Origin of the sequence: Pseudomonas sp. TAE6080, assembly GCF_018732265.1 — a bacterium.
In the GTDB taxonomy this organism is placed as follows: Bacteria; Pseudomonadota; Gammaproteobacteria; order Pseudomonadales; family Pseudomonadaceae; genus Aquipseudomonas; species Aquipseudomonas brenneri.
The window spans coordinates 37,701-50,282 of the sequence record NZ_JAHIDY010000021.1; the positions used below are offsets into that span (position 1 = coordinate 37,701).

Sequence of the window (12,582 nt, forward strand, 5' to 3'; positions counted from 1 at the left end):
GATTACTCGGCCATCGAAGAAGAACGGGAGGTAGGGATAGGCGGAACCGGGTCATAACCACCGGGATTCCACGGATGACAGCGACCTAAACGACGAAAGGTCAGCCAGCCACCGCGTAGAAGGCCATGATTTTCTATGGCTTCATACGCGTAGCAGGAACAACTGGGGTAGAAACGACAGTGGCTGGCCATCAGCGGACTAATGGCATAACGGTAAAACTGGATCGGAACGAGGGCCAGTTTACGCATCAGTGCTGTCTACCCCTACAGTTTCGGGGCTGACTGCTGGGGTTGGCTTGCTGGTGCGAGCCAAACGTTTCCAGAGCTTGCCGAAATGCTGAATCAATTCGGGGTTTTCTACGTCCCCCAAGCCTTTGCGCGCGACGATAACAATATCCCAACCAACCAGAGTGTCCTGGTGGAGGCGAAACGATTCGCGCATCAGACGCTTGAGGCGATTGCGCTCAACGGAGAGCTTTACGCTCTTCTTGCCGATCACCAACCCGAGACGGGGGTGATCCAGATCGTTGTTACGCGCAAGGAGCAGGAGATTTTTCCCCGGAACCTTGCCGGTGGGGGAGTCAAAGACTGCCTTGAAATGCCGGGGGGTTAGCAGACGCTTTTCCCGACTGAAGTCCTGACTCACCACCAGTACCGGATTATCAAACTGCCAGACGCGCACGACCTTTGGCGCGGCGACGCGACAGGACAGCACGGCCGTTCTTGGTAGCCATGCGAGCACGGAAACCGTGGGTACGGGCGCGTTTGATGGTGCTTGGTTGGAAAGTACGTTTCATGGCGTGTTACCTGGTTCGTCCACAACGGGCCGGAATGGCCCCCGTTTTAAGAGACCGGGGATTCTAGAGAAAGCAAGCCTCTAGGTCAATTTCCAACCAGCTATTCCTGCAATTAGATATCTGAAGGCCTTGGGACCGATTCCCTGAGGTTCGACTTTCATGAGCAATGCCATAGATATAAAAATAAAGAAGGAAGTTATTTAAAGCTTTTCTGTAAAGCTTATAAAAGCTAGGGGACCGATCATCTGTGGATAACTGACTTAAGGCCTTGTTCCACGTGCTGTACAGAGAATGACAACACGGGGGAGAAACGGTGCTCTGCCTGTGCTGCGCTATCGGATAAGCTGTGTGTGGAATGGCTACTTATCCACAGGCTGGTTACCCACAGACTTTCGACCCCACTTGTACAACGAGCTCAGGGCCGCTTATCCACAGAGCTTATGCACAGACCATTGGTCGCCTTTTTTAGGGTTAAGGCATTGATTCTTGGTGGCCTGTGAGCAACCTACATGTGGATAAGTGGCCCGCTCGCCGCTACAATGGCGGCTGTTTTTGCCTCACCGGCTTTCAACTTAGGGGATATCCGTGTCAGTGGAACTTTGGCAGCAGTGCGTGGAGCTTTTGCGCGATGAGCTGCCTGCCCAGCAATTCAACACCTGGATCCGTCCGCTACAGGTCGAAGCCGAAGGCGACGAGTTGCGTGTCTACGCACCCAATCGTTTTGTTCTCGACTGGGTCAACGAGAAGTACCTGGGCCGCGTTCTCGAATTGTTCGACGAGCATGGCAACGGGATGGCTCCAGCCCTCTCCTTACTAATAGGTAGCAAACGCAGCTCGGCACCGCGTGCCGCTCCGAATGCACCCCTGGCTGCCGCTGCATCGCATGCCCAGGCTGCTGCAGCGCCGGTCAACCACGCATCAGCACCTGCTGCGCCCGCCCCGAGCAAATCCGTGGCGCAAAAAAATGCGCCGGTCAGTGAAGAGCCGTCCCGCGACAGCTTCGACCCGATGGCAGGTGCCAGTTCGCAGCAGGCGCCGGTACGCGCCGAACAGCGCACAGTCCAGGTTGAAGGTGCGCTCAAGCACACCAGCTACCTGAACCGCACCTTTACCTTTGAAAATTTCGTCGAAGGTAAATCCAACCAACTGGCCCGCGCCGCGGCCTGGCAGGTTGCCGACAATCCCAAGCACGGTTACAACCCGCTCTTCCTTTATGGCGGTGTTGGCTTGGGTAAGACGCACTTGATGCACGCTGTGGGTAACCACCTATTAAAGAAGAACCCGAATGCCAAGGTCGTGTACCTGCACTCGGAGCGCTTCGTGGCCGACATGGTCAAGGCGTTGCAGCTCAATGCGATCAACGAATTCAAGCGCTTCTATCGCTCGGTCGATGCGCTGCTGATCGATGACATTCAATTCTTCGCGCGCAAGGAACGTTCCCAGGAAGAGTTTTTCCACACGTTCAATGCCCTGCTTGAAGGTGGCCAGCAGGTCATTCTCACCAGTGACCGTTACCCGAAGGAAATCGAAGGCCTGGAAGAGCGCCTCAAATCGCGCTTCGGCTGGGGCCTGACCGTTGCGGTAGAGCCGCCGGAACTTGAAACCCGGGTTGCGATCCTGATGAAAAAGGCCGACCAGGCGAAAGTCGATCTGCCGCACGACGCGGCATTCTTCATCGCCCAACGCATTCGCTCCAACGTGCGTGAGCTCGAAGGCGCGCTCAAGCGCGTCATCGCTCACTCGCACTTCATGGGTCGCGATATCACCATCGAGCTGATTCGCGAATCCTTGAAGGACTTGCTGGCACTGCAGGACAAACTGGTGAGTGTGGATAACATCCAGCGCACCGTGGCCGAGTACTACAAGATCAAGATTTCCGACCTGCTGTCCAAGCGCCGTTCGCGCTCGGTAGCCCGTCCCCGGCAGGTGGCCATGGCGCTCTCCAAGGAGCTGACCAACCACAGCCTGCCGGAAATCGGCGATGTGTTTGGTGGTCGCGACCACACCACGGTCTTGCACGCGTGCCGCAAGATCAACGAACTTAAGGAATCCGACGCGGATATTCGCGAGGACTACAAGAACCTGCTGCGTACACTGACCACTTGATGAACACCAGCGCAGCTTATTAAGGCAAGGGACTAGACCATGCATTTCACCATTCAACGCGAAGCCCTGTTGAAACCCCTGCAACTGGTCGCAGGCGTCGTCGAGCGCCGACAGACCTTGCCGGTGCTTTCCAACGTATTGTTGGTTGTCGAAGGCCAGCAGTTGTCCTTGACCGGTACCGACCTGGAAGTCGAACTGGTTGGCCGTGTACAGCTGGAAGAGCCCGCCGAGCCTGGCGAGATCACTGTGCCTGCGCGCAAGCTGATGGATATCTGCAAAAGCCTGCCCAATGACGCGCTGATCGACATCAAGGTCGATGAGCAGAAGCTGGTGGTCAAGGCCGGGCGTAGCCGTTTTACCCTGTCGACCTTGCCAGCCAATGACTTCCCGACGGTGGAAGAAGGTCCGGGCTCGTTGACCTGCAGCCTGGAACAAAGCCGACTGCGTCGTTTGATCGAACGCACCAGCTTCGCCATGGCCCAGCAGGATGTGCGTTACTACCTCAACGGCATGCTGTTGGAAGTCTCCGAAGGCATCATCCGCGCCGTGGCTACCGACGGTCACCGTCTGGCAATGTGTTCGATGAAGGCCGATATCGGCCAGCCGGACCGCCACCAGGTCATCGTGCCGCGCAAAGGTATCCTGGAACTGGCGCGCCTGCTCACCGAGCCGGATGGCAATGTCAGCATCGTCCTGGGCCAGCATCACATCCGTGCGACCACGGGTGAGTTCACCTTCACATCCAAGCTGGTAGACGGCAAGTTCCCGGACTACGAGCGCGTACTGCCCAAAGGCGGTGACAAGCTGGTGATCGGTGATCGTCAGGCCCTGCGTGAAGCGTTCAGCCGTACCGCGATCCTGTCCAACGAAAAGTACCGCGGTATTCGCCTGCAATTGGCCAATGGCCAATTGAAAATCCAGGCCAATAACCCGGAGCAGGAAGAAGCGGAAGAAGAAATCAGCGTTGATTACAACGGCGGCTCGCTGGAGATTGGCTTCAACGTGAGCTACCTGCTGGACGTGCTGGGTGTGATGACGACCGAACAGGTTCGCCTGATCCTGTCCGACTCTAATAGCAGTGCACTGGTGCAAGAATCCGATAACGACGACTCGGCTTATGTTGTTATGCCGATGCGCCTGTAATCATGCTCAGCAGAAGCTAGATGTCCCTCAGTCGCGTCTCGGTCACCGCGGTGCGCAATTTGCACCCGGTGACCTTCTCCCCCTCCCCCCGCATCAATATTCTCCACGGCGCCAACGGCAGTGGCAAAACCAGCGTGCTGGAAGCCATTCATCTGCTGGGCCTGGCTCGTTCCTTTCGCAGTGCTCGCCTGTTACCGGTGATTCAGTACGAGCAATTGGCGTGCACCGTATTTGGCCAGGTTGAACTGGCGCAAGGCGGGCACAGCAGCCTGGGGATATCCCGTGATCGCCAGGGGGAGTTCCAGATCCGTATCGATGGGCAGAATGCGCGCAGTGCGGCGCAACTGGCGGAAATCCTGCCTCTGCAATTGATCAACCCTGACAGCTTCCGCTTGCTGGAGGGGGCACCCAAAATTCGCCGGCAGTTCCTCGATTGGGGAGTGTTCCACGTGGAACCGCGGTTCATGGCCACTTGGCAGCGCCTGCAGAAGGCCCTGCGGCAGCGGAACTCATGGCTGCGGCATGGTACACTTGACGTCGCTTCGCAAGCGGCCTGGGACCGTGAACTGTGCCTGGCCAGCGACGAAATAGATGAATACCGCCGCGCCTATATCAAAGCCTTGAAACCAGTCTTTGAACAGACCTTGAGTGAGTTGTTGGAACTTGAGGGGCTGACGTTGAGCTACTACCGCGGTTGGGATAAAGAGCGAGAGCTGAGTGCAGTACTCGCAACGTCCCTGCAACGGGATCAGCAAATAGGTCATACGCAGGCTGGACCCCAACGAGCTGATCTGCGCCTTAGGTTAGGCGCTCATAACGCTGCGGACATTTTGTCTCGTGGTCAGCAAAAGTTGGTGGTCTGTGCTTTACGTATTGCCCAAGGGCATTTGGTCAGCCAAGCCCGGCGAGGCCAATGTATTTATCTGGTGGATGATTTGCCGTCTGAACTGGACGAGCAACACCGCCGCGCGCTATGCCGCTTGTTGGAAGACTTACGCTGCCAGGTGTTTATTACCTGTGTAGACCACGAATTATTGAGGGAAGGCTGGCAGACGGAAACGCCAGTCGCTTTGTTCCACGTGGAACAAGGCCGTATCACCCAGACCCACGACCATCGGGAGTGAAGGCATGAGCGAAGAAAACACGTACGACTCGACCAGCATTAAAGTGCTGAAAGGTTTGGATGCCGTACGCAAACGTCCCGGTATGTACATTGGCGACACCGATGATGGTAGCGGTCTGCACCACATGGTGTTCGAGGTGGTCGACAACTCCATCGACGAAGCACTGGCCGGCCACTGCGACGACATCAGCATCATTATCCACCCGGACGAGTCCATCACCGTACGCGACAACGGTCGCGGCATTCCGGTAGATGTGCATAAAGAAGAAGGCGTATCGGCGGCAGAGGTCATCATGACTGTGCTCCACGCCGGCGGTAAGTTCGATGACAACTCCTACAAAGTATCCGGCGGCTTGCACGGTGTAGGTGTGTCGGTGGTAAACGCCCTGTCGGAAGAACTGATCCTGACCGTTCGCCGTAGTGGCAAGATCTGGGAACAGACCTACGTCCATGGTGTGCCTCAGGCACCGATGGCGATCGTTGGTGAAAGCGAAACCACCGGTACCCAGATTCACTTCAAGCCTTCGGCTGACACCTTCAAGAATATCCACTTCAGCTGGGACATCTTGGCCAAGCGGATTCGTGAACTGTCCTTCCTCAACTCCGGTGTGGGTATCGTCCTCAAGGACGAGCGCAGCGGCAAGGAAGAACTGTTCAAGTACGAAGGCGGCCTGCGTGCGTTCGTTGAATACCTGAACACCAACAAGACTGCGGTCAACCAGGTGTTCCACTTCAACATCCAGCGTGAAGACGGCATCGGCGTGGAAATCGCCCTGCAGTGGAACGACAGCTTCAACGAGAACCTGTTGTGCTTCACCAACAACATTCCTCAGCGCGATGGCGGTACTCACCTGGTGGGTTTCCGTTCGGCCCTGACGCGTAACCTGAACACCTACATCGAAGCTGAAGGCCTGGCGAAGAAGCACAAAGTCGCCACCACCGGTGATGATGCGCGTGAAGGTCTGACCGCAATTATTTCGGTCAAGGTTCCGGATCCTAAGTTCAGCTCCCAGACCAAAGACAAGCTGGTTTCTTCCGAAGTGAAGACCGCTGTCGAACAGGAAATGGGCAAGTACTTCTCTGACTTCCTGCTGGAAAACCCCAACGAAGCCAAGCTGGTCGTCGGCAAGATGATCGATGCGGCACGGGCTCGTGAAGCGGCGCGTAAAGCCCGTGAAATGACTCGTCGTAAAGGCGCGCTGGATATCGCTGGTTTGCCGGGCAAACTGGCCGACTGCCAGGAGAAGGACCCTGCCCTCTCCGAACTGTACCTGGTGGAAGGTGACTCTGCTGGCGGTTCCGCCAAGCAGGGTCGTAACCGCCGCACCCAGGCGATCCTGCCGTTGAAGGGTAAGATCCTCAACGTCGAGAAAGCCCGTTTCGACAAGATGATTTCCTCCCAGGAAGTCGGCACCTTGATCACCGCCCTGGGCTGTGGCATTGGTCGCGACGAGTACAACATCGACAAGCTGCGCTACCACAACATCATCATCATGACCGATGCGGACGTCGACGGTTCGCACATCCGTACCCTGCTGCTGACCTTCTTCTTCCGTCAGTTGCCGGAGCTGATCGAGCGTGGCTACATCTACATCGCCCAGCCACCGTTGTACAAAGTGAAAAAGGGCAAGCAAGAGCAATACATCAAAGACGACGACGCCATGGAAGAGTACATGACGCAGTCGGCCCTGGAAGATGCCAGCCTGCACTTGAACGATGAAGCCCCGGGCATCTCCGGTGAGGCGCTGGAGCGCCTGGTAAACGACTTCCGCATGGTGATGAAGACCCTCAAGCGTTTGTCGCGCCTGTACCCTCAGGAGCTGACCGAGCACTTCATCTACCTGCCAGCTGTCAGCCTGGAACAGTTGGGCGATCACGCAGTGATGCAGGATTGGCTGGCCCAGTACGAAGTCCGTCTGCGCACTGTCGAGAAGTCCGGCCTGGTGTACAAAGCCAGCCTGCGTGAAGACCGTGAACGTAACGTCTGGCTGCCAGAGGTCGAACTGATCTCCCACGGCTTGTCGAACTACGTCACCTTCAACCGCGACTTCTTTGGCAGCAACGATTACAAGACCGTGGTTACCCTGGGCGCGCAACTGAGCACCCTGTTGGACGACGGCGCTTATATTCAGCGCGGCGAACGCAAGAAGCAGGTCAAGGAGTTCAAGGAAGCACTGGACTGGTTGATGGCCGAAAGCACCAAGCGTCACACCATTCAGCGATACAAAGGTCTGGGCGAGATGAACCCTGACCAGCTGTGGGAAACCACCATGGACCCAGCGCAGCGTCGCATGTTGCGTGTGACCATCGAAGACGCCATTGGCGCGGACCAGATCTTCAACACCCTGATGGGTGATGCGGTCGAGCCACGTCGTGACTTCATCGAGAGCAATGCCCTGGCAGTGTCCAACCTGGACTTCTGATAACGCCATTGCGAAACAAAAAAGGCCAACGTCAAACGTTGGCCTTTTTTATTGCCCGGATTTCAGGCCTTTTTAAAATGCTCCACGTGGAACATTAGCTATGCCGTAGCCGCGGTCACGCTCTCCAATCGATAGCCATACCCATAGATCGTCAGTAACTGCCAACCCCGTTCCGGGGTCAGTCCAAGCTTGTTCCGTAGCCGATAGATATGGGTATCCAACGGCCGCGAAGACACCATTTCTTCATGGGTCCAGAACCGTTCATAGAGATATTCCCGGGACAGCGGCCGCGCCAGGTTGGCGAACAGGCAGCGTGCCAGGCGATATTCCCTTTCGGTCAGGTTGATTGGATCACCGGCGCGGCTGACCGTCAGCTCGGCATCGTCGAAGGTCAGGTCGTTGAAAACCAGCACTTCGGTTGCAGCAGATTTCTGCAGGCCGTGACGACGCAAGACTGCACTCACCCGGGCCTTTAGCTCGTTGGGGCGAAACGGTTTGCTGACATAGTCATCAGCGCCGCTGTTCAGTGCCTGGACGATATCGCTCTCGGCATCGCGGCTGGTCAGCATGATCACGGGAGGGGGCGCCTCCATGTGTTCACGGGTCCAGCGCAGGATCGCGATGCCGCTCAGGTCCGGCAACTGCCAGTCGAGTACCAGTAAATCGAAAGTTTCTCGGCGCAGTTGGCGCAGCAAGTCTTCGCCGCGCTCGAAGCAATGCAGCGTCCATGGCTGCTCCGAGGCACTCGGGATTTGTCGCAGTGTCTGTTCCACCCGCCGCAATTCGGCAGGTTCGTCATCCAGTATCGCGACACGCATGGGAGGGTCCTTTCTTCTTGAAGAGTGTTGCAGCGGTTGAAGAGAGCGTACTAGTTCACCGTTGAATCTGAACAATTATGGCCAGTTTCTCAAGTCCCCTGAATCTCTCGGTACGCTGATATCAAATAGCCCTAAGGCCGTTAAACATCTGTACCCAGCTGGAAAGATACCGGCTCAAGCCCCTCAGGAAAAGGATCAATGGCAATCAGGTTTTATGCGCTGTCGGGACGAGTGAGTCTCGTGCAGAAGGTCAGTGTGTGGGGAAAGATGTTGATATTGGTTGTGGCCACAGGTTTGGGGACGGAAATGGTGGATGCCCGTAGTGCTCCTGCCAAGCAAGTTCAAGTGTACAGCGAGTCTGTAGACGCCCTTGGTTACGCTGGATTCTGGGAAGTTGATGCCCCGCAAGGTGTTCAACAAGGCAGCGTGCTTGACCAGGACCAACGCTGGATCTTTTAAATCTGAACAAATGTTGCGATGCCGCCCTATGCACCTTGCTTGTAGGTAAATTCTCTATCGCTGAGTGACCACAGGGAGGGCGCACGCGGGAAGCGCGCTCGATACAGGGACGTATCATCCGTAGTCTGGAGCTTGTTCGGGCTGCTGTCGGAGGGATGTGAGGGACAGTATTTCTTCGATGTACACCCGGTTCGGCATTGTCGATCCGGCAGACACAGGGATGTGTCACCTTCCCCGTAAATCCCGTCATGCCTTCTACGGCTATCGAGTGCGATACGTCATCGGGTATCGTAGGCATCATTCAAGGTCCTGCCACCGCAAGACGCTTTCTGAACGTGCAGTCTGATGAACCTTTAGAACTAGACCCTTGATGAGCACCATGACTCTCTCTCCCCGTCACTATCGCTCCGCCCTTTCCTCGCTGCTGGGCTCAGGCCTGGTCCTGGCGCTCTGTATCAACAGTCCCTTGGCCCTGGCCAAAAAATCTGCACCTGTGCGAGCGCCCTACATTGATGACAACCTGCTGTGCAGGGCGCAACCGCTGCCTGCTGTAGTCCAGCACCTCAACGGTGAAGCCTGGAAGCTGGATGCCAAGGGGCGCCCCAGTGTGTTGGAAGAAGGCATGCTGATCGATGAGCAGGAAAGTGTAAAAACCTCGCCATCGGCGTTTGTCAGCTTGTTGCTGGGTGATGGCTCGCGGATTGTCCTGCCCTCCAGCTCCGAGGTGCGTTTGCACCTGGTGGAGGAGCAGGCGATCCCCCAGGTAATCCTGCAACAAGGACAAGTGGAAGCCTACGTACTCAAGCGCGCCAGCGACTATGACCGTTTTCAGATCGTGACCCCGGTGGGCGTACTGGGCGTGCGCGGTACACACTTTCGTGTGCGTAACGACGATCAGCAATCGGTTGTCGAGGTGCTCAACGGTCAGGTAGCCGCCAGCCGTACCGAGCCGCCGCCGGTGGGCCGACAGGTCAAGAAAAAGCCGCAGACGGGCCCGGTGGAAGGAGAACTGAAGGTCGGTGCCCGGCAAGGTGTATTGCTCAAGACACAGGGTGAGTTGAAGACGGTCGACCTATTGCCCGCTCCGCGCCTGATGGGCCAGGACGGCCAGAAAGGCGACGCGCCAGTCTGGACGTTGATCCTGCATCCGCAACCGGGTGCCCGGCGCTATCGTGCGCAAGTGGCTACCGATACAACGTTCATGAACATCAAGCAGGAAAACTTCTCCAGTGAGCCACGCTTGAGCTTCACTGGACTGAAGGCCTCGTTCTATCACGTTCGCGTGTCGGCCTTCGATGACCAGGGACTGGAAGGAGAGGCAGGCGTTTATGACATCTTTTATTACCCACCTGCCACCCGTGTGCAGTAGCACCGCGGCGTTCGGACGGTGAAGTGGTGGCGTCGGGCTGAACAGCGCCAGCCGACCCAGGCCCAGCGCCTGTTCAATGGACTGGTCAGGGAATGGCTGTGGATCAGCCTGCTCCTGCTGCCGCTGACGGCCTTTCTCTCCCTGAGCCCCGGGCTTTCCCTGAATAACCTGTTGTATGACAGCCTGCGGCGCCTGGCGCCGTTACCCGTGGACTCGCGGATTCTGTTGGTGACCATTGACGACATGAGTCTCAAGGAACTCGGCCAATGGCCCTGGTCACGCCGCCTGCACGCTGATCTGCTTGACCATTTAAGTGCCGCCAAGCCTGCGGGGATCCTGTTCGATGTGATCTTCAGCGAGCCGGCGCGCGAGCCTGCCAACGACCAACGCCTGGCTCAGGCCATCTGCAATGCCGGCAATGTGTTGTTGCCTTTGATTCGCGAAGGCACGCAGCGCCTGGGGCAACCTGTGACACAGATCCTGCCTGTGCAGCCCTTGCGTGATTGCGCCAGGAGCGTTGGCCATATCAACGTCGAAGCTGACAGCGACGGCATTGTGCGCAGCCTGTACCTGCGTGAGGGGCCTCCTGGGCAACTGGTACCGCAATTGGCCTGGCTGGCGTTCGAACTGACTGGCCAGCAAACCGATATGCCCGGGTTGTCAGTGGCGTCTGGTGCTACTGATTGGCAGCGGGACAATGCCATCCGTATTCCGTTTATCGCTGCCGATGAGGGCTTTCCCAGCGTCCCTTATGTCAGCGTCCTACGCGGTGAAGTCCCGGCTCAACTGTTGCGTGATCGCGTGATTCTGGTGGGGGCTATCGCACCCGGCATGGGCGATCGTTATGTAACGCCGCTGTCGGCCAGCGTCGGTACTACACCGGGTGTGGAGATTCAGGCCAATATCCTCAACGGGCTGCTGCAAGACCGCAGTATTACGGTGTTTCCAACGTGGCTGGCCACGCTGTTGTCCACCTCGATGGTGGCATTGCTGATGGGCTTGTTGCTGTTGCGCCCACGCTACGCGCTGTGGCTGACCCTGGCCTGCATGAGCACTGCCCTCCTCGCCTCCTGGGGCTTGTTGCGCCTGGGCCACTGGTGGTCGCCAGCCGCCACGCTGATCGGCATGCTGCTGGGCTACCTGATCTGGAACTGGCGCCGCCTGAGCGTGATCCTGGCCTATTTCGGCTGGGAACTGGCGCGTCTCGACAGCGAACCCAAGGTACTGCCGGAACGCCGACGTGTTCCCGTCAGCAGTGGCGACGTGTTGCAGGGCCGCATTGTGGCGTTGGAGCAAGCCGTCAGCCGGACCCGCGACACCCGTCGCTTCATGGCGGATGGCCTGGAATGCCTGGCGGTCGCTACGCTGATCACCGATCCGCAGGGCGATATCCTGTTGGCCAACCGCATTGCCCGCGATGTGTTTGGCAACGAGCTGATTACCGAAAACCTGCTGGAGCAACTGGCGGCGCTGGGTTATCCACCGTTGCAGGGCAAGCCCGATACACCGCTGTCAGCCCTGGAAATCGTCGAGTTCCGAGACATCCAGCAACGCAGCCTGCGTCTGGAACTTGCCCCCTTGTTGCCGGTTGACGGGGACGTGGCACTGGGCTGGTTGCTGAGCCTGACCGACCTGAGCGTCGAACGTGATGCCCAACAGCAACGTGAAACCCTGCTGCAGTTCCTGTCCCATGACCTACGGGCACCCCACTCGGCAATCCTGGCGTTGCTGGACGTGCAGCGGCATGAGGCCACAGACGTCACGCAGGTGTTTACCCAGATCGAGCAGCAAGTGCGCCGCGCGTTGAATTTGACCGAGTCGTTCGTGCAACTGGCCAAGGCTGAGTCTGACGGCTACCAATTCCAGCCCAGCCTGTTTGCGATGTTGGTACTCGATGCGTTTGACCAGGTGGCGTTGTTGGCCCAATTGAAAAATATTCAATTGGTCCATGACCTGGACGAGGCCGGTGAAGACATGGTCCTGGCGGATCAATCGCTGTTGACCCGTGCCTTGTTCAACCTGATCCAGAACGCGATCAAATACAGCCCATCCGGCACCACGGTTACGGTGAGGCTCGAACGCAATGACCAAGGCTTGGTGTGCCATATCCAGGACCAAGGCCCAGGCATTGCGGCTGAAGAACTACCTGAGCTGTTCAGCCAGTACCGGCGGTTTGCCTCGTCTCAGGGCAGTGAAGGCTTGGGCTTGGGGCTGACGATGGTCAAGGCGGTAATGGATCGCCACGGCGGGCGTATCGGCTGCGAGAGCGTGGTGGGGCAAGGCACGGTTTTCAGCCTGCAACTGCTGGTGTGGGAAGAGTAAAAAGCTGTGCATAAAAAACCGGC

The 12,582-nt window shown here is 57.5% G+C and carries 11 protein-coding genes; 7 read left to right on the forward strand and 4 right to left on the reverse strand.

Features of this window, described 5'->3' with window-relative positions:
• Positions 1-2: 2 nt before the first annotated feature.
• Genes yidD through rpmH form a run of 3 tightly spaced genes read right to left on the reverse strand, consistent with a single transcriptional unit; the run spans position 3 to position 796 of the window.
• Positions 3-248: a membrane protein insertion efficiency factor YidD gene (yidD, locus tag KL786_RS16750; protein ID WP_010465488.1), complete on the reverse strand. Its 246-nt coding sequence runs from the start codon at positions 246-248 to the stop codon at positions 3-5.
• Positions 241-645 (reverse strand): ribonuclease P protein component, encoded by a 405-nt coding sequence (gene rnpA / locus KL786_RS16755; protein WP_029290189.1) that lies wholly within the window; start codon positions 643-645, stop codon positions 241-243. Before rnpA ends, yidD begins: the two co-directional genes overlap by 8 nt.
• Positions 646-661: 16 nt before the next feature.
• Positions 662-796, reverse strand: coding sequence for a 50S ribosomal protein L34 (gene rpmH, locus KL786_RS16760; RefSeq protein ID WP_003213577.1), 135 nt, complete (start codon positions 794-796; stop codon positions 662-664).
• Between the two features lie 585 nt (positions 797-1,381).
• On the opposite strand from rpmH, the gene dnaA reads away from it, so the two are divergent.
• From dnaA to gyrB, 4 genes are read left to right on the forward strand one after another with little or no spacing between them, the layout of a single operon-like run.
• Positions 1,382-2,902, forward strand: a complete 1,521-nt coding sequence (gene dnaA / locus KL786_RS16765) for a chromosomal replication initiator protein DnaA (protein ID WP_215518328.1) — start codon at positions 1,382-1,384, stop codon at positions 2,900-2,902.
• 39 nt (positions 2,903-2,941) lie between these two features.
• Positions 2,942-4,045 (forward strand): DNA polymerase III subunit beta, encoded by a 1,104-nt coding sequence (gene dnaN / locus KL786_RS16770; RefSeq protein ID WP_029290193.1) that lies wholly within the window; start codon positions 2,942-2,944, stop codon positions 4,043-4,045.
• Positions 4,046-4,065: 20 nt separating this feature from the next.
• Complete coding sequence (recF, locus tag KL786_RS16775) at positions 4,066-5,169, forward strand: DNA replication/repair protein RecF (RefSeq protein WP_215518329.1); 1,104 nt, start codon at positions 4,066-4,068, stop codon at positions 5,167-5,169.
• 4 nt (positions 5,170-5,173) lie between these two features.
• On the forward strand, positions 5,174-7,591 hold the full coding sequence (gyrB, locus tag KL786_RS16780; RefSeq protein WP_215518330.1) for a DNA topoisomerase (ATP-hydrolyzing) subunit B: 2,418 nt from the start codon (positions 5,174-5,176) through the stop codon (positions 7,589-7,591).
• Positions 7,592-7,689: 98 nt separating this feature from the next.
• Here gyrB and KL786_RS16785 read toward each other — a convergent pair whose 3' ends face one another.
• A complete protein-coding gene (locus KL786_RS16785) occupies positions 7,690-8,409 on the reverse strand; it encodes a response regulator transcription factor (RefSeq protein WP_032857163.1) in 720 nt (239 codons plus the stop codon).
• A gap of 198 nt (positions 8,410-8,607) precedes the next feature.
• On the opposite strand from KL786_RS16785, the gene KL786_RS16790 reads away from it, so the two are divergent.
• From KL786_RS16790 to KL786_RS16800, 3 genes are all read left to right on the forward strand, one after another.
• The gene (locus tag KL786_RS16790) at positions 8,608-8,868 is read left to right on the forward strand and encodes a hypothetical protein (RefSeq protein WP_215518331.1); all 261 of its coding nucleotides are present in this window, start codon (positions 8,608-8,610) and stop codon (positions 8,866-8,868) included.
• A gap of 370 nt (positions 8,869-9,238) precedes the next feature.
• Complete coding sequence (locus KL786_RS16795) at positions 9,239-10,237, forward strand: FecR family protein (RefSeq protein WP_215518332.1); 999 nt, start codon at positions 9,239-9,241, stop codon at positions 10,235-10,237.
• A gap of 18 nt (positions 10,238-10,255) precedes the next feature.
• Positions 10,256-12,559: a CHASE2 domain-containing protein gene (locus tag KL786_RS16800; protein WP_215518333.1), complete on the forward strand. Its 2,304-nt coding sequence runs from the start codon at positions 10,256-10,258 to the stop codon at positions 12,557-12,559.
• Positions 12,560-12,582 lie beyond the last annotated feature (23 nt).